The sequence below is a fragment of the Pseudomonas sp. L7 genome (assembly GCF_046605565.1).
GTDB classification, from domain to species: domain Bacteria; phylum Pseudomonadota; class Gammaproteobacteria; order Pseudomonadales; family Pseudomonadaceae; genus Aquipseudomonas; species Aquipseudomonas wayambapalatensis.
In genome coordinates this window covers 1,375,962-1,393,558 of record NZ_CP176784.1, presented here as the reverse complement: position 1 = coordinate 1,393,558, position 17,597 = coordinate 1,375,962, and the positions used below count along the sequence as shown (strand labels likewise).

At 62.2% G+C, this 17,597-nt stretch carries 12 protein-coding genes; 10 read left to right on the top strand and 2 right to left on the bottom strand.

From position 1 onward, the window contains the following. The first annotated feature begins 3 nt into the window (after window positions 1-3). Together rapA and ACK3BK_RS06620 are read left to right on the top strand one after the other, a co-directional pair. On the top strand, window positions 4-2,850 hold the full coding sequence (rapA, locus tag ACK3BK_RS06625) for an RNA polymerase-associated protein RapA (protein ID WP_411383953.1): 2,847 nt from the start codon (window positions 4-6) through the stop codon (window positions 2,848-2,850). 250 nt (window positions 2,851-3,100) lie between these two features. After that, window positions 3,101-5,365 (top strand): putative bifunctional diguanylate cyclase/phosphodiesterase, encoded by a 2,265-nt coding sequence (locus ACK3BK_RS06620; protein ID WP_411383952.1) that lies wholly within the window; start codon window positions 3,101-3,103, stop codon window positions 5,363-5,365. Here the strand turns inward: ACK3BK_RS06620 and ACK3BK_RS06615 are convergent. Then, window positions 5,265-6,152: an NAD(P)-dependent oxidoreductase gene (locus ACK3BK_RS06615; RefSeq protein ID WP_186710871.1), complete on the bottom strand. Its 888-nt coding sequence runs from the start codon at window positions 6,150-6,152 to the stop codon at window positions 5,265-5,267. The genes ACK3BK_RS06620 and ACK3BK_RS06615 overlap by 101 nt on opposite strands. 195 nt (window positions 6,153-6,347) lie before the next feature. On the opposite strand from ACK3BK_RS06615, the gene ACK3BK_RS06610 reads away from it, so the two are divergent. After that, window positions 6,348-8,519: a hypothetical protein gene (locus tag ACK3BK_RS06610; RefSeq protein ID WP_186710869.1), complete on the top strand. Its 2,172-nt coding sequence runs from the start codon at window positions 6,348-6,350 to the stop codon at window positions 8,517-8,519. A 244-nt stretch (window positions 8,520-8,763) separates the two neighbouring features. On the opposite strand, the gene ACK3BK_RS06605 is transcribed toward ACK3BK_RS06610, so the two are convergent. After that, complete coding sequence (locus ACK3BK_RS06605) at window positions 8,764-9,069, bottom strand: DUF2288 domain-containing protein (RefSeq protein WP_186668452.1); 306 nt, start codon at window positions 9,067-9,069, stop codon at window positions 8,764-8,766. Between the two features lie 360 nt (window positions 9,070-9,429). Between ACK3BK_RS06605 and ACK3BK_RS06600 the strand changes: the two genes are divergently transcribed. From ACK3BK_RS06600 to ACK3BK_RS06570, 7 genes are all read left to right on the top strand, one after another. Further along, on the top strand, window positions 9,430-10,545 hold the full coding sequence (locus tag ACK3BK_RS06600; RefSeq protein ID WP_054891749.1) for a branched-chain amino acid ABC transporter substrate-binding protein: 1,116 nt from the start codon (window positions 9,430-9,432) through the stop codon (window positions 10,543-10,545). Between the two features lie 226 nt (window positions 10,546-10,771). Continuing rightward, entirely contained in the window at window positions 10,772-11,695 is a 924-nt protein-coding gene (livH, locus tag ACK3BK_RS06595; RefSeq protein ID WP_039575990.1) for a high-affinity branched-chain amino acid ABC transporter permease LivH, read from the top strand. After that, window positions 11,692-12,948, top strand: a complete 1,257-nt coding sequence (locus ACK3BK_RS06590; protein ID WP_054891751.1) for a high-affinity branched-chain amino acid ABC transporter permease LivM — start codon at window positions 11,692-11,694, stop codon at window positions 12,946-12,948. The genes livH and ACK3BK_RS06590 overlap by 4 nt, the downstream gene beginning before the upstream one ends. Beyond that, complete coding sequence (gene livG, locus ACK3BK_RS06585) at window positions 12,945-13,712, top strand: high-affinity branched-chain amino acid ABC transporter ATP-binding protein LivG (RefSeq protein WP_411383951.1); 768 nt, start codon at window positions 12,945-12,947, stop codon at window positions 13,710-13,712. Before ACK3BK_RS06590 ends, livG begins: the two co-directional genes overlap by 4 nt. Continuing rightward, window positions 13,713-14,414, top strand: a complete 702-nt coding sequence (locus tag ACK3BK_RS06580) for an ABC transporter ATP-binding protein (protein WP_054891753.1) — start codon at window positions 13,713-13,715, stop codon at window positions 14,412-14,414. Between the two features lie 143 nt (window positions 14,415-14,557). Further along, on the top strand, window positions 14,558-15,232 hold the full coding sequence (locus ACK3BK_RS06575; RefSeq protein WP_411383950.1) for a COG3650 family protein: 675 nt from the start codon (window positions 14,558-14,560) through the stop codon (window positions 15,230-15,232). Window positions 15,233-15,335: 103 nt separating this feature from the next. After that, the gene (locus tag ACK3BK_RS06570; protein ID WP_411383949.1) at window positions 15,336-16,949 is read left to right on the top strand and encodes an NAD(P)/FAD-dependent oxidoreductase; all 1,614 of its coding nucleotides are present in this window, start codon (window positions 15,336-15,338) and stop codon (window positions 16,947-16,949) included. The last annotated feature ends 648 nt before the right edge of the window (window positions 16,950-17,597 follow it).

Sequence of the window (17,597 nt, the reverse complement as noted above, 5' to 3'; positions counted from 1 at the left end):
AGTATGGCGCAGCAGTATCAACCGGGGCAACGCTGGATCAGCGACAGCGAAGCCGAGCTCGGCCTGGGAACCATCCTGGCGCAGGATGGCCGCCTGCTGACCGTGCTCTATCCGGCCACTGGCGATACCCGCCAGTACTCGCTACGCAACGCGCCGCTGACCCGCGTGCGCTTCTCGCCGGGAGACCAGATCACTCACTTCGATGGCTGGAAGCTGACCGTGCGCGAGGTCGAGGATGTCGACGGCCTGCTGGTCTACCATGGCCTGGACGGGCAGAACGAGGCGCGTACCCTGCCTGAGACGCAACTGTCGAACTTCATCCAGTTCCGTCTGGCCAGCGACCGTCTGTTCGCCGGGCAGATCGACCCGCTGTCGTGGTTCTCGCTGCGCTACAACACGCTGCAGCACAGCAGCAAGCAGATGCTCTCCACGCTCTGGGGCCTGGGCGGCTGCCGCGCCCAGCCGATCGCCCACCAGTTGCACATTGCCCGTGAAGTCGCCGACCGTATCGCCCCGCGGGTATTGCTGGCCGACGAAGTGGGCCTGGGCAAGACCATCGAGGCGGGCCTGGTCATCCACCGCCAACTGCTGACGGGCCGTGCCAGCCGTGTGCTGATTCTGGTCCCGGAAAACCTTCAGCACCAGTGGCTGGTGGAAATGCGCCGGCGCTTCAACCTGCAGGTGGCACTGTTCGACGCCGAACGCTTCATCGAGAGCGATGCCAGCAACCCGTTCGAAGATGCCCAACTGGCGCTGGTGGCGCTGGAATGGCTGGTCGACGATGAAAAGGCCCAGGACGCACTGTTCGCCGCCGGCTGGGACCTGATGGTGGTCGACGAAGCCCACCACCTGGTCTGGCACGAGGAACAGGCCAGCGCCGAATACGCGCTGGTCGAGCAACTGGCCCAGGTCATTGCTGGCGTGCTGCTGCTCACTGCCACCCCCGAGCAGCTCGGCCAGGACAGCCATTTCGCCCGCCTGCGCCTGCTCGACCCCAACCGTTTCCACGACCTGGCCGCGTTCCGCGCCGAGAGCGAGCACTATCGCCCGGTAGCCGAAGCCGTGCAGGAACTGCTCGACGAAGGCCGCCTGTCGCCCAAGGCGCACGCCACCATTCACAATTTCCTCGGCGCCGAGGGCGAAGCCCTGCTGGCCGCAGTCAGCGATGGTGACAGCCAGGCCAGCGCACGCCTGATCCGCGAATTGCTCGACCGCCATGGCACCGGCCGCGTGCTGTTCCGCAACACCCGCGCCGCGATCCAGGGCTTCCCCGAGCGCCAACTGCACCCCTACCCGCTCGCCAACCCCGAGCCGTACAGCGCGCTGCCTGCCGGCGAGCGTGCCGAGCTGTACCCGGAAGTGGCCTTCCAGGCCCAGGGCGAAGTCAGCGACGACGAACGCTGGTGGCGCTTCGACCCACGGGTCGACTGGCTGATCGACACCCTGAAGATGCTCAAGCGCACCAAGGTGCTGGTGATCTGCGCCCACGCCGAAACCGCCATGGACCTGGAAGACGCCCTGCGCGTGCGCTCCGGCATCCCCGCCACGGTTTTCCATGAGGGCATGAGCATCCTCGAGCGTGACCGCGCCGCTGCTTATTTCGCCGACGAAGAATTTGGCGCGCAGGTGCTGATCTGCTCGGAGATCGGCAGTGAAGGCCGCAACTTCCAGTTCGCCCACCACCTGGTGATGTTCGACCTGCCGGCGCACCCGGACCTGCTCGAGCAACGCATCGGCCGTCTCGACCGGATCGGTCAGAAACACACGATCCAGCTGCACATCCCGTACCTGCAGGACAGCCCGCAAGAGCGCCTGTTCCAGTGGTACCACGAAGGCCTGAATGCCTTCCTCAACACCTGCCCGACCGGTAACGCCCTGCAGCACCAGTTCGGCCCACGCCTGCTGGCGCAACTGGTCGGCGGCGACAATGCGGCCTGGAGCGCCCTGGTTGCCGAGGCCCGCGGCGAGCGCGAGCGCCTGGAGGCCGAGCTGCACAGCGGCCGTGACCGTCTGCTGGAGCTCAACTCCGGCGGCGCTGGCGAAGGCGAGGCACTGGTCGAGGCGATTCTCGAGCAAGACGACCAGTTCGCCCTGCCTATCTATATGGAAACCCTGTTCGACGCCTTCGGCATCGACAGCGAAGACCATTCGGAAAACGCGCTGGTGCTCAAGCCCAGCGAGAAAATGCTCGACGCCAGCTTCCCGCTGGGCGACGACGAAGGCGTGACCATCACCTACGACCGTGGCCAGGCCCTGTCACGAGAGGACATGCAGTTCCTGACCTGGGAGCACCCGATGGTCCAGGGCGGCATGGACCTGGTGCTGTCCGGTTCGATGGGCAACACCGCGGTGGCGCTGATCAAGAACAAGGCGCTCAAGCCTGGCACCGTGCTGCTCGAACTGCTCTATGTCAGCGAAGTGGTGGCGCCACGCAGCCTGCAACTGGGTCGCTACCTGCCATCGGCCGCCTTGCGCTGCCTGCTCGATACCAACGGCAACGACCTGGCGCCGCGGGTTGCCTTCGAAACCCTCAACGACCAGCTCGAGAGCGTGCCCAAGGCCAGCGCCAACAAGTTCATCCAGGCCCAGCGCGATGTATTGGCCAAGCGCATCGCCGCTGGCGAGGCGAAGGTACTGCCAGTGCACGACGAGCGTGTCGCCGAGGCGCAGCGCCGCCTGGCGGCTGAAGCCGACGAAGAGCTGGCGCGCCTGACGGCGCTCAAGGCCGTCAACCCGAGCGTGCGTGACAGCGAGATCGACGCCCTGCGCAAGCAGCGCGAAGAAGGCCTGGCAATGCTCGACAAGGCCGCACTGCGTCTGGAAGCGATTCGCGTGCTGGTGGCCGGCTGATAGAACTGCGGCCCCTTTCGCTCGCCTGCTCCTGCAGCTGCAGGAGCGGGCTTGCCCGCGAAAGAGACGACATCAGAATCCAGGTCGCCCCACCCTTTTTATAACCTTCCGCTATCGACTCCATGTCCAAATGGTAGAGATCAAATTGCCATTAATCAGGAAGGCCTAGTTTCCCTTTCCTATACTCGGGTTTCAACGGTCTCCACCACGCTGTTAGGAGACGAGTGCAAACTCGACGAAGAGACAGGCAATGGAGTGGCTGGGACTTCAATTGTTCGCCGAGCTTCCGGCGAACGGACAAATCATCCTCGACTGCCGTCATAACCCTTTCCTGGTCATGCTCGCCTACCTGGTGGCCTGCGCTGCATGCTTGGCCACCCTGGACATGGCCGAGCGGCAAAGTCACAGCGAGGCGCTCAACGCCCGCCGCCAATGGCGGATCCTCGGTGCCTGCTGCCTGGCCAGCGGTATCTGGGCCATGCACTTCATCAGCCTGCTGGCGTTCCAGGCGCCACTTGAAGTGCACTACGACATGCCGCTGACCGCCCTTTCGCTGATCATCGCCCTGCTCGCCGCGTGGCTGGCGATGAACAGCCTCGATCGCACGGTGATGCAGTGGCGTCATTACCTGCAGGCCGCACTGGCGATCGGCCTCGGCATTACCGTGATGCATTACGTCGGCATGGCCGCGCTGCAGACCAGCGCCCTGCAGTACTACCAGACCCCACTGCTGCTCACCTCGTTGGGCATCGCCACTGTCACCAGCCTGGTGGCGCTGCTGATGGCCCGGCATTTTCGCAGTGGCAGCGGGACCCTGCACCTGGTGATGAAATACGGCGCCAGCCTGATGATGGCGGCGGGCATCGTCCTTACCCATTTCACCGGCATGGCTGCACTGTCGCTGGTGATCCCAGACAACATGCCCCTGCAACTGCCCTCAGCCAACAACAGCCTGCAGCTGGGGCTGACCATCGCGTTCATCACCCTGCTGATCAGTGGCAGCAGCATCAGCGCGGCCCTGGCCGACAAGAAACTGCAAAGCAAGGAACATGATCTGCGTCGGGTCAACGTACTGCTGAGCCAGCTCGATCAGGCCCGGGCTTCGCTGCAACAGGCCGCCCACTACGATGCCCTGACCAACCTGGTCAATCGCCGCGGCTTCAACCAGGTCTTTGCCGAACGCCTGGCCGAGCAGACCGCGAGCGAAGGCATGCTGGCCGTGATGTTCCTCGACATCGACCACTTCAAACGCATCAACGATAGCCTCGGGCACGCTGCCGGCGACGAACTGCTCAAGGTGATCGCCGGGCACATCAAGGCGGCGACCCGCTCCCAGGATGTGGTGGCACGCTTTGGCGGCGATGAGTTCTGCATCGTCACCAGCCTGCACAACCGCGACGAGGCCCGCCACCTGGCGCAACGCATCATGCAACGCATGAAGGAGCCGATCGACCTGGGCGGGCGACGCATGGTCATGACCACCAGCATCGGCATCAGCATCTTTCCCGACGACGGGCGCAGCGTTGAGGAGTTGCTGAAGAATGCCGACCTGGCGCTGTACCAGTCCAAGGGCGGCGGGCGCAACAACCTGAATTTCTTCAACAGCAGCCTGAAGACCCGCGCCACGCTGGAGTTGCAACTGGAAGAGGAACTGCGCGTGGCGCTGCTCGAAGAGCGCGGACTGCGCGTGCATTACCAGCCGATCTTCGACCTGCACAGCACACGGGTCGCCAAGCTGGAAGCCCTGGTACGCTGGCAGCACCCGCAGCATGGCCTGCTCGGCCCCGACCGCTTCATCGGAATTGCCGAAGCCAATGGCCTGATCGCCGAACTCGACCTGTGGGTACTGCGCCGCGCCTGCGAAGACCTCGCCGAACTCAACCGCCTTGGCTACGGACATCTCAAGGTCACGGTGAACTGCTCCGCGGTGACGCTGGGGCGCGAGGAACTGGCCAGCGAGGTGGAGATGGCCTTGTTCCAGGCCGGTGTGGCGGCTCGCCAACTGGAACTGGAAGTCACCGAAAACGCCTTGATGGGCGATATCCACCGCACCATCAACCTGCTAAAACGCATTCGCGCCCAGGGCGTGGCCCTGTCGATCGACGACTTCGGCACCGGCTATTCATCGCTGGCCTACCTCAAGCGCCTTCCCCTGGACGTGCTGAAGATCGACCGTTCGTTCATCCAGGATGTGCCGGGCAGCCAGCAAGACCGTGAGATCGTCCAGGCCATCATCATCATGGCCCATACCCTGCACCTGCAGGTCGTCACCGAGGGCGTGGAGACCGACGAACAACGCGCGTTTCTCGCCGCCCAAGGCTGCGACTTCCTTCAGGGCTACCTGCTCAGCCGTCCGGTCCCGCTGACCGACCTGCAGCCAGTGCTGGAACGCCTCGACAATCTGGACAGCGACTTCATTCCCGAGCGCGGAACAGCTCTACAAGGGTCGCCGGATCGTTTTGCAGATGCCCCTGGCTGCCGTGCAGGCGCATCAGTTGCGCGGCGAGGCCACTGATCGGCGTTGCCGAACCCTGCTCGCGGGAAAACTTCACCGCAGTGTCGAGGTCCTTGAGCAAGGTGCGTACATGCCATTTGACCGGGGTGTAGCAGCTTTGCGCCATCTGCGGCGCGAGGATCTGCAGCGGCCGAGAGTCGGCGAACCCGCCGGAGAGTGCTTCGGCGATCAGGCTGGCATCCACCCCTGAACGTTCGGCCAAGGCCACCACTTCGGCAATCACCAGGGCATTACAAGCAACGATCATCTGGTTGCAGGCCTTGGTCACCTGGCCGGCGCCAACCGCCCCCATGTGCGTCACGCGCTGGCCGAGGGTCAGCAACACCGGGCGTACGCGCGCCAGGTCTGCAGCGTCACCACCCACCATGATCGCCAGGGTTCCCGCCTCGGCGCCTGGCGTACCGCCGGACACTGGTGCGTCCAGCCAGGCCATGCCGCACAGCGCCGCAAGTTCCGCGGCCATCTCGCGGGTGGCGGTTGGCTCAAGGCTGGAGAAATCCACCAGTAACTGGCCACTGCGACCGCCCTGGGCGATGCCTTGCTCGCCGAACACCACCTCACGTACTACGCCCGTGTCGGCCAGGCACAGCAGCACGATCTCAGTGTCACGGCACAACGCTGCCGGGCTCTCGGCCAGACGTGCCCCGGCGGCGACCAATTCGGCGCACTTCTGCGGGCTACGGTTCCACACGGTCAGCGGATAGCCGGCAGCCAGCAGGCGACGGCACATCGGCAGCCCCATCAGACCGATGCCGGCAAACCCCAGGGAAGGCAATGCAGTACTCATGAATGACTCCAGGCAAGGATTAAAGAAGCGTGGCTCTCGGGCGATGCAGTGCAGGTGCCAGCGTAAAACCACTATCGACCATAGGGTAAACCCCTATCGCATGGGCAAAAGGCGCACTGCTACAGTCGCCGGATTTACGTAATGGCCAGATGACATATCTTCCGACCGTCCACCACTCCAGGCAAATGGCGCACTATGACCTCCAATAATACTTCTGCCAATGCAGTGCCCGAGCCCTCGACCAGCATCACCTCGCTGACCCTCGGTGGCGGCCAGGCCACCCGCAACGTCCCCGCGCAATATCTGTACTTCACCGAGAACGATATCCAACGCATCCTCGACAACCTCGACGGCCTGCGTGACCTGGTGTTCCCGCAGGGCCTGCACGCGGAAGACGAAAGCCAATTGCGCCTGGACCAGCAGTTCCCTTCGGTATGCCTGATCGGCCTGGGGCGCTGCGGTTCGAACATTGCACTTGACGTGGCGGAACTGGTGTACAACGCACGTACCTTCTTCCTCAACGAATTCAACAACGAAGACCGCAACAGAAGCGAAGGCGGCTACAGCCCTGCACGCTGGATCCGACAGAACCTGCGCCTGGTGCAGAACAAGGGCGCCAAGCCGGTATTTCTGGTCGAGCCCTTGGTGATGCTCGGCGACCTGGACAAGGACATCGCCGGACGCATCCGCTTTTCGCGCAAGGGTGAGCGCGGGGGCTTCCTGCGCGACTACAGCAAGATGAAGATCATGGACCTGTCCGAGGTGCACGCCGGTGGCGCCGGCAATGCGCCGATCCTCGGCCAGTACCTGGCCAAGATCATCCTCAACAAGGATACCCAGCGCTTCTCGAGCGCCGACTGGAAACTCATCCACTCCTACCTGATCGATTCCTGCGGCATCAAGGCCAACCAATCGCGCCTGTACTTCTACATCTTCAGCGCCGGCGGCGGGACCGGCTCAGGGATGGCCTCGGAGTTCGGCCTGGCCCAGCAGTACTCGTACATGAACAAGACCTTCGACACCAAGCCGGCCGACGAGAACGACGGCAAGGGCGGGCATTCGTTCGTGTTCGAGCCGATCTTCACCAGCGGCATCTGCGTACTGCCCAATGCCTCCGACCACCGCAGCGAAATGTCCGAAGCCTTGCACATCAATGCCGGGCGCCTGCTGTGCAAGTATTTGTCCGAAGAATGGGACTTCTCGTACAACTTCGACAACGAAGACAGCAGCGAGGCCAGCGTGATGGGGCGCATCCGCCCCTGGAACGCAATGATGCTGATCTCCAACGACATCATGCGTTACGCCGAAGAGAGCGATGACGGGACGATCCAGAACATCGACGTCAATGCCATGGAGAAGCATGCCAACCAGTACATCTCTCAGCAGATCTTCAACATCCTCACCGCCCAGGCCGTGACCACCGACTACGACCAGAACTACTTCCGCCGTGCCGGCATCGACATTGGCGAAACCATCCGCCTGGATGCCAACGACCTGTTCATGAGCCTCGCGGGCCCGGTCGCCATCGCCTATGCCGAATCGGTAGTGCCGGAGGCGCCCGCGCAGGGCTCGGACAAGTTCAAGGTGTTCGAACGCGAATCGCCGCGCCTGGACATCGACGACCTGTTCTTGCGCTCCATCGACCTGCCCCACTTCAACAAGCAGACCCAGGCCATCGAGGGCATCAGCCTGCTGCCCATCGAGTCGCGTCGCTATCGCGCGGCACTGGAGCAGTACCAGGCCTCGGGCTTCGACGCAGCGGCCCTGCACGACCTGCATTTCTTCAAGAACTGCTCGTCGGTGGTATCGATCGTATCGCTGCCCAAGGACTACAAGCTGTCGTACATGGACCTGAACCGGCTCAAGACCCACCTCAACAGCCTGTTCCCCAACACCACGCTCAAGCGCTACGCGCTGGTGATCGGTGCCTCGGCCAACCTGTCGCTGACCACTCTGATCGCCAAGAGCCCCTGCCTGTCGGACGACTTCCTGACGCTGATCGTGGCCTTCATCAAGCGCTGCTTCGCACGCGCGCCCTACCGTTTCGACGACACGCTGGACAACGCCATCCTGGAGTTCATCACCAGCGAGCATTTCGATGAAGACCGTATCGACGACCTGCTCAACGAATTCGAGAACCCGGCGAAGATCCTCGATACCAACTGGTACGCGATCAAACCGATGTACGAGAAGAAGTACCGTGAGCTGATCAACGACAAGAGCCGCTTCGTCTCGATCAACGACATCCGCCTGTCGCGCGAATGCGTGAAGAAAGCGGTGAAGTACCTGCGCGAGATCTTCAGGCATCGGATCGGCAAGACCCGGGTGATTTCGCTCAACAGCCATACCGGGCGGGTGGATTACTGAGGTCTTGCACATGATTCCTGTAGGAGTGGCGGTTCGCCGTTGCGACTTGCCTGCGAATGCAATAGTGACGGCGCGGACGCATTCGCGGGCAAGCCCGCTCCTACCGGGATATTACGCATCCCGTAAACTGTTACCGCAGTGGCGAACGCAGCGGCGACTTGTTACTTACTTCCACCTTACGTCAGCGTCAACACGCACCAACAAGGTGCAATCAACTACTTTTACGCACTAAAAAAGCCCGCAGTTATTCCGCTTTCTTCACCTGGATCACGATGAACGGCGAAACCACCACCGCCCAGATCTCGGGATCGCGGCTTTGCAGGTCTAGCGCCTGCTCTGCACTGAGCGGTCCGACAACGCCATCGTTACGCCACTTGGCGAAGATTTCGCTGCGATTCTCGGCCATCGCCTCGGCAACGGCGATCAGATCCAGGCTGGAGTCGACCCAAATCAGGTCACCCTTGGCCCAGAAACGCTCCAAGGCTTTCCACTCGATAATCGCGGTCTCGCCGAGCAATTTGGCATAGAGGGTGCTTGTGTGATCAGTCATGGGTTTTCCTGCCGACAGAATGGCCATTTGAAAAGGCCGGCATTTTTGCAGAAAAACCCGGTTTCAAATACGTAATTTGATCGACGGGCCCCGGTTATATGGGGTTGGGCTCGGGATAGAGGCAAAGTGATGGCGCTTTTCTATATCTTTATGTCGATCATGCGACACCCCGGGAAACAGGCGCTTTTCGCCCGCTTTTCAAGCGCTCGGACAGCGCTCTACACTGTACCGGTACAGTTCCGGGACATGTTCCGGGGGAAGGTGGGCTTGCGACATGGCACGAGCGTGCCGCAAATCCCGCCCGGTCTGTAGCCCTGGCCGCCAGGACTATAAGAATTACAACAGAATGAGTGGAGCACTATGATCAAGATTTCCAAGCTGTTCGCCGCAATGGTCCTGGCCGGGGTAGCCAGCCATTCGTTTGCCGCCGACACCATCAAGATCGGCATCGCCGGTCCCAAGACCGGTCCGGTCACGCAATATGGCGACATGCAGTTCATCGGCGCCAAACAGGCCATCAAAGACATCAACGCCAAGGGTGGCGTCGACGGCAAGATGCTCGAGGCCAAGGAATATGACGACGCGTGCGACCCGAAACAGGCCGTTGCAGTCGCCAACAAAGTGGTCAACGACGGCGTCAAGTTCGTCATCGGCCACCTGTGCTCCAGCTCCACCCAGCCTGCGTCCGACATCTACGAAGACGAAGGCGTGATCATGATCACCCCTGCCGCCACCTCCCCGGAAATCACCGCGCGTGGCTACAAGCTGATCTTCCGCACCATCGGTCTGGACAGCGCCCAGGGCCCGGCGGCCGGCAACTACATCGCCGACCACGTCAAGCCCAAGGTCGTTGCCGTCCTGCACGACAAGCAGCAGTACGGTGAAGGCATCGCTACCGCGGTCAAGCAGACCCTCGAGAAGAAAGGCACCAAGGTCGCCGTCTTCGAAGGCCTGAACGCCGGTGACAAGGACTTCTCCTCGATCATCCAGAAGCTCAAGCAGAACAACGTCGACTTCGTCTACTACGGCGGCTACCACCCAGAGCTGGGCCTGATCCTGCGCCAGGCGCAAGAGAAGGGCCTGAAAGCCAAGTTCATGGGGCCGGAAGGTGTCGGCAACGACTCCATCTCGCAGATCGCCCAGGGCGCTTCCGAAGGCCTGCTGGTCACCCTGCCGAAGTCGTTCGACGCTGACCCTGAGAACAAGGCCATCGTCGACGCCATCAAGGCTGACGGCAAGGATCCTAGCGGTCCGTTCGTGTTCCCGGCCTACTCCGCTGTCGAGCTGATCGCCAAGGGTATCGAAGCCGCCAAGTCCGAAGACACCGACAAGGTGGCAGCCGCCATCCACGCCGGCAAGTTCAAGACCCCGACCGGCGAGCTGTCCTACGACGAGAAAGGCGACCTGAAAGACTTCAAGTTCGTGGTCTACGAATGGCACTTCGGCAAGCCGAAGACCGAAGTCTCCCCTCAGTAACTGCGTGACTAATAGCTGACCGAGAAGCCCACTGTGCGAGCAGTGGGCTTTGTTTTACGAGGTTCATGGACCTGATTCCCGCGATCCGGGAGCCGGTTCACCTGAAAATCTTAAAACCGTCACCCGCGGTTTCCTGGCTGTGCCCACTGACTTGGCGAAGACCACGAAACGGGCCGGGCCCATCGCCCGCCAGCGAAATGCAAATCAGGTTTTTAGGAGCGCTGTAATGCCTGAGATCTACCATTTCTTCCAACAACTGGTTAATGGATTGACCATCGGCAGCACCTATGCCTTGATCGCCATCGGTTACACGATGGTGTACGGCATCATCGGGATGATCAATTTCGCCCACGGCGAGGTGTACATGATCGGATCCTACGTGGCCTTCATCGCCCTCGCGGGGCTGGCCATGATGGGCATTCACTCGCTGCCGATCCTCATGACCGTGGCCTTCGTCGCCACCATCTGCGTCACCAGTGCCTATGGCTACAGCATCGAGCGGGTCGCCTACCGACCGCTGCGTAACAGCAACCGCCTGATCCCGCTGATTTCCGCCATCGGCATGTCGATCTTCCTGCAGAACACCGTGCTCCTGTCGCAGGACTCCAAGGACAAATCCATCCCCAACCTGATTCCGGGCGCCTTCTCGTTCGGCCCGGGCGGTGCGGAGGAAGTGCTGGTGTCCTACATGCAGATCCTGGTGTTCGTGGTCACTCTGGTGGCCATGACCTGCCTGACCCTGTTCATCTCCCGCTCCCGTCTGGGCCGCGCCTGCCGCGCCTGCGCCGAGGACATCAAGATGGCCAACCTGCTGGGCATCAACACCAACAACATCATCGCCCTGACCTTCGTCATCGGTGCTGCCCTGGCGGCCGTGGCGGCCGTACTGCTGAGCATGCAGTACGGGGTGATCAACCCCAACGCCGGTTTCCTGGTGGGCCTGAAGGCCTTCACCGCGGCGGTACTGGGCGGCATCGGCAGCATTCCGGGCGCCATGCTCGGCGGGCTGGTGCTGGGTGTGGCCGAAGCTTTCGGCGCCGACATCTTCGGCGACCAATACAAGGATGTGGTGGCGTTTGGCTTGTTGGTTCTCGTCTTGCTGTTCCGGCCGACCGGCATCCTGGGCCGTCCGGAGGTTGAAAAAGTATGAACAGAAATCTCAAACAGGCGTTCTTCAGCGCCTTGCTGGTCTGGGCCGTCGCCTTCCCGGTGCTGGGCCTGAAGCTGAGCATCGACGGCATCAGCCTGATCGTGCACAGCCAGGGCAGCTTCACCATCAGCATCATTGCCGTGTGTTCGATACTGATGTTCCTGCGCGTGCTGTTCGACAAGCAGTGGAGTTCGGTGATGGGCGGGCGCTCGGATCGCAAACTGATCCCGCCTTCGGTCAGCAACTTCCTGACCCTGCCCAAGACCCAGCGCTGGATCATCCTCGGCCTGATCGTGGCCGCCCTGATCTGGCCGTTCTTCGGCTCGCGCGGCGCGGTCGACATCGCCACCCTGATCCTGATCTACGTGTTGCTGGGCCTGGGCCTGAACATCGTGGTCGGCCTGGCCGGCCTGCTCGACCTGGGTTACGTCGGTTTCTACGCCGTCGGCGCCTACAGCTACGCCATGCTCTCGCACTACCTGGGCTGGAGCTTCTGGGTCTGCCTGCCGATCGCCGGCCTCATGGCCGCGACCTTCGGCTTCCTGCTCGGCTTCCCGGTACTGCGCCTGCGCGGTGACTACCTGGCGATCGTCACGCTCGGCTTCGGCGAAATCATTCGCCTGTTCCTGCGCAACCTCACCGACTGGACCGGCGGCCCCAACGGCATCAGCAACATCCCCAAACCCGAGTTCTTCGGGCTCACCTTCGAGCGCCGCGCGGCAGAGGGCATGCAGACCTTCCACGAGTTCTTCGGGCTGGAATACAACTCGATCAACAAGGTCATCTTCCTCTACCTGGTCGCCCTGCTGCTGGCCTTGCTGGCGCTGTTCGTGATCAACCGCCTGCTGCGCATGCCGATCGGGCGTGCCTGGGAAGCGCTGCGCGAAGACGAGATCGCCTGCCGCGCGCTGGGCCTGAACCCTACCGTGATCAAGCTCTCGGCCTTCACCCTGGGCGCCTGCTTCGCCGGTTTCGCCGGCAGCTTCTTCGCCGCGCGCCAGGGCCTGGTGACCCCGGAGTCGTTCACCTTCATCGAGTCGGCGATCATCCTCGCCATCGTCGTGCTTGGCGGCATGGGCTCTCAGCTGGGCGTGATTCTAGCGGCCATCGTGATGATCCTGCTGCCTGAGCTGATGCGTGAGTTCAGCGAATACCGGATGCTGATGTTCGGTGCGCTGATGGTGTTGATGATGATCTGGCGTCCGCAAGGCCTGCTGCCTATGCAACGTCCACACATGGAGCTGCGTCGATGAGCCGCGAAATTCTGCAAGTCAGCGGCCTGAGCATGCGCTTCGGCGGCTTGTTGGCGGTCAACGGCGTGGGCCTGACCGTCAAGGAAAAACAGGTGGTGGCCTTGATCGGCCCGAACGGCGCTGGCAAGACCACGGTGTTCAACTGCCTGACCGGCTTCTACAAGCCAAGTGGCGGCACCATCCTGCTCGACGGCCAGCCGATCCAGGGCCTGGCCGGCCACCAGATCGCCCGCAAGGGTGTGGTGCGGACCTTCCAGAACGTACGCCTGTTCAAGGAAATGACCGCGCTGGAAAACCTGCTGATCGCCCAGCACCGGCACCTGAACACCAACTTCTTTGCCGGCCTGTTCAAGACCCCGTCCTTCCGCCGCAGCGAGAAGGAAGCCATGGAGCGGGCCCAGTACTGGCTGGAGAAGGTCAACCTGACCGAATTCGCCAACCGTACCGCCGGCACCCTGGCCTACGGTCAGCAACGCCGCCTGGAAATCGCCCGCTGCATGATGACCCAGCCACGGATCATCATGCTCGACGAACCGGCAGCAGGCCTGAACCCCAAGGAAACCGAAGACCTCAAGGCCCTCATCGGCTACCTGCGCGAATCGCACAACGTGACCGTGCTGCTGATCGAGCACGACATGAAACTGGTGATGAGCATTTCCGACCACATCGTGGTGATCAACCAGGGCACGCCGCTGGCCGATGGCACGCCGGAACAGATTCGCGGCAATCCTGATGTGATCAAGGCCTACCTGGGGGAAGCGTAAATGCTGAAGTTCGAGAACGTTTCCACCTTCTACGGCAAGATCCAGGCGCTACACAGCGTCAACGTGGAAATCAACCAGGGCGAGATCGTCACGCTGATCGGCGCCAACGGCGCCGGCAAGTCGACCCTGCTGATGACCCTGTGCGGCTCGCCACAGGCACACAGCGGCAGCATCAAGTACCTGGGCGAAGAGCTGGTCGGCCAGCCCTCCTCGCATATCATGCGCAAGAGCATCGCCGTCGTGCCGGAAGGCCGCCGTGTGTTCGCCCGCCTGACCGTCGAGGAAAACCTGGCCATGGGCGGTTTCTTCACCGACAAGGGCGATTACCAGGAGCAGATGGACAAGGTCCTGCAACTGTTCCCGCGCCTGAAGGAGCGCTTCACCCAGCGCGGCGGCACCATGTCCGGTGGCGAGCAGCAGATGCTGGCCATCGGCCGGGCGCTGATGAGCAAGCCCAAGCTGCTGCTGCTCGACGAGCCGTCGCTGGGCCTGGCGCCGATCATCATCCAGCAGATCTTCGATATCATCGAACAGCTGCGCCGTGATGGTGTGACGGTGTTCCTGGTTGAGCAGAACGCCAACCAGGCGCTGAAGATCGCCGACCGCGCCTATGTGCTGGAGAACGGCAAGGTGGTGATGCAAGGGACCGGGGAAGCACTGCTGACCGATCCGAAGGTACGGGACGCGTACCTGGGTGGTTGAATGAAAAAAGGGCCTGCGGGCCCTTTTTTCATGGGGGTGGAGGTTCGGTGGCCGGTACTGTTCCTGCGGCCTGCCCCTTGTGAAGCCGCTCCCCGCTGGGTAACGTGGCCAACTTCAACCCGCCGCGACCCCGGAGTCCACCGATGCGCCTCACCCCTCCCCTGCTGCTCGCTGCCCTGCTGCCCCTGTTCGCCGGTTGCCAGATGCTCGCCGAGCAACCAAGCGACCCGAACGTCGGCACCACGCGCATGCAAGGCGAACTGAGCGCAGCCAACAGTCAGTTGCTGTTCAAGCCTTGCAGCGAGGCACGCCGCTTCGTGGTCAAGGATGCCGCCGGCACCGGTATCCTGCAGGAAGCCGCCAACCTCGCCAATGGCCCCAAGGCCGCACTGTTCGCCGACCTCCGCGGGCGCCTGGCCGGCAGCCGCGAAGCCAACAGTGACGGCCAGCTGGACGTCACCCGGCTGTACCGCGTCGAAAACTCCGCCAGCGCCTGCGAAGACCCCAACTTCAAGCAACTGACTCTGCGTGCCGGCGGGCATGCACCCGACTGGGACATCAAAGCCAGCGGCAAGGGCATGGTGATCAACCGTGCCGACAAGGATCCACTGCCGCTGCCGTTCCTCGAAGAGCAGATGCCCGGCGGCGGCCTTAGCCTGTCCAGTGAAGCCAACGGCCAGCGCGTCGAGCTGTGGGTCGCGCCGCAGCGTTGCGTCGAGCCTGGCACCGGTGCCGTGCGCCACCTACGCGCCGAACTGCGCATCGATGGCCAGACCCTGCAAGGCTGCGCCTACTACGGCGGTGCGCGCGACAACTGATCATCGGGTACTTTTATCCTGCCAGTCAGGCCGGCGAACAGCTTATACTTGGCGGTTTGAGTAAAGCCGCCGGCCGCCCATGGCCGGGATACTGGACCCTGCCATGCTACGAATCACCGAACTGAAGCTGCCCCTGGACCATCCCGAAGAAGCCTTGCGCGAGGCTATCGTCCAGCGCCTGGGGATCCGCGACGAGCAACTGCTCGGCTTCAACCTGTTCAAGCGCAGCTATGATGCGCGCAAGAAGAACAGCGAGCTGCTGTTCATCTACACCATCGACCTTGAAGCCAGCAACGAAGCCGAGCTTCTGCACAGGTTCGCCGATGATCGCAATATCAGCGTGGCACCGGACGTCAGCTACAAGTTCGTCGGACATGCACCTGCCGATCTTCAGCAGCGTCCGATCGTGGTCGGCTTCGGCCCGTGCGGCATCTTTGCAGGCCTGCTGCTGGCGCAGATGGGTTTCAAGCCGATCGTGCTCGAACGCGGCAAGGAAGTGCGCCAGCGCACCAAGGATACCTGGGGCCTGTGGCGCAAGAGCGTGCTCAACCCCGAATCCAACGTGCAGTTCGGCGAAGGCGGCGCCGGCACCTTCTCCGACGGCAAGCTGTACAGCCAGATCAAGGATCCGCAGCACCATGGCCGCAAGGTGCTCGAAGAATTCGTCAAGGCGGGTGCGCCGGAAGAAATCCTCTATATCAACAAGCCACACATCGGCACCTTCCGCCTGACCAGCATGGTCGAGAAGATGCGTGAGGAAATCATCAGCCTGGGCGGTGAAATCCGCTTCCAGGAAAAGGTTACCGACTTGTTGATCGAGGGCGAACAGCTCACCGGTGTGGTGCTGGAAAGCGGCGAACAGCTGCACTCACGCCATGTAGTGCTGGCCCTGGGCCACAGCGCCCGCGACACCTTCCGCATGCTGCACGCCAAGGGCGTGTTCATGGAGGCCAAGCCATTCTCGGTGGGCTTCCGTATCGAGCATCCCCAATCGCTGATCGACAAGGCGCGCCTGGGCAAGTATGCCGGCCACCCGAAACTGGGCGCCGCCGACTACAAGCTGGTCTACCACGCCAAGAACGGTCGTTCGGTCTACAGCTTCTGCATGTGCCCGGGTGGTACCGTGGTCGCGGCCACCAGTGAGCCGGGGCGCGTAGTCACCAACGGCATGAGCCAGTATTCGCGTAATGAGCGCAATGCCAACTCTGGCATCGTCGTGGGCATCGATCCTGAGCGTGACTACCCGGGCGGCCCGCTGGCTGGTATCGAGTTGCAGGAACGCCTGGAAGCCCACGCCTATGTCATGGGTGGCAGCAACTACCAGGCGCCGGCGCAACTGGTCGGCGATTTCGTCGCAGGTCGTGCGTCCACGGCGCTGGGCAGCGTCGAACCCTCCTATAAACCAGGCGTCACCCTCGGGGACCTGGCCCCCAGCCTGCCAGACTTCGCCATCGAGGCGATTCGCGAAGCGCTACCGGCCTTCGATCGCCAGATCAAGGGCTACAACCTGCACGATGCAGTGCTGACCGGTATCGAGACGCGGACCTCATCACCGCTGCGCATCACCCGTGGCGAGGACTACCAGAGCCTGAATCTCAAGGGCCTGTTCCCGGCCGGTGAAGGGGCAGGCTATGCCGGCGGCATCCTGTCGGCCGGCGTCGATGGCATTCGGATCGCTGAAGCGGTCGCGCGCGGCATACTCGGAATCAAGGCCTGACGCCCCAAGCCAGGCCAGTTGCACGAGGTTGCGGCTATTGCCGAGCACTGCGGTTCTTGCGGTACTCGGCCACATAGCCCAGCTTGCGACTCGCAGTGTTGTCCAGCTCCTTGCGGTCACGCTGCGATAACCTCCCATCTGGCGCGCAGTGAAGCCGCTGTCGCCCACAAGCTGCTGCGGAGCCAGCGTCACCATCAAGCTAGCCGCTGGCGCAACTGCCTGCCGATAACCGCTGCGCTCATCAAGATCGAAAGCTGCCAGCGGCAACGCCCCCCGCAGCCAGTTGCCCCAGTAGAACTCGAGAAACTCAGGCGCCACGTCGCCTGAACGCGGTTTGTCGTAGCCAACCTTGCGGGTGAACGATCCAAGCAGGATGTAGGTTACTGTGCGACCTCCAACTTTCCTTCCGTCGTGCATGTTCGGCTGCGACGTTTTCCCACGAGTATTTCAACGTGCATTTCAATGGTAGAAAGGCCCGTTAGTTGTCTGAGTAATCCTAAAATCCAAGCGAATATTTCCGCGCAAGACTCACAAGGCCAAAGTGAAACCACTTATAACAAAAAAGAATATAATTTTTGTTTTAAAGAATATCGTTGCGCGTTAGGGTGTACTCCCGTTCCGTTCGATCAACGTACTGGAGACCCATCC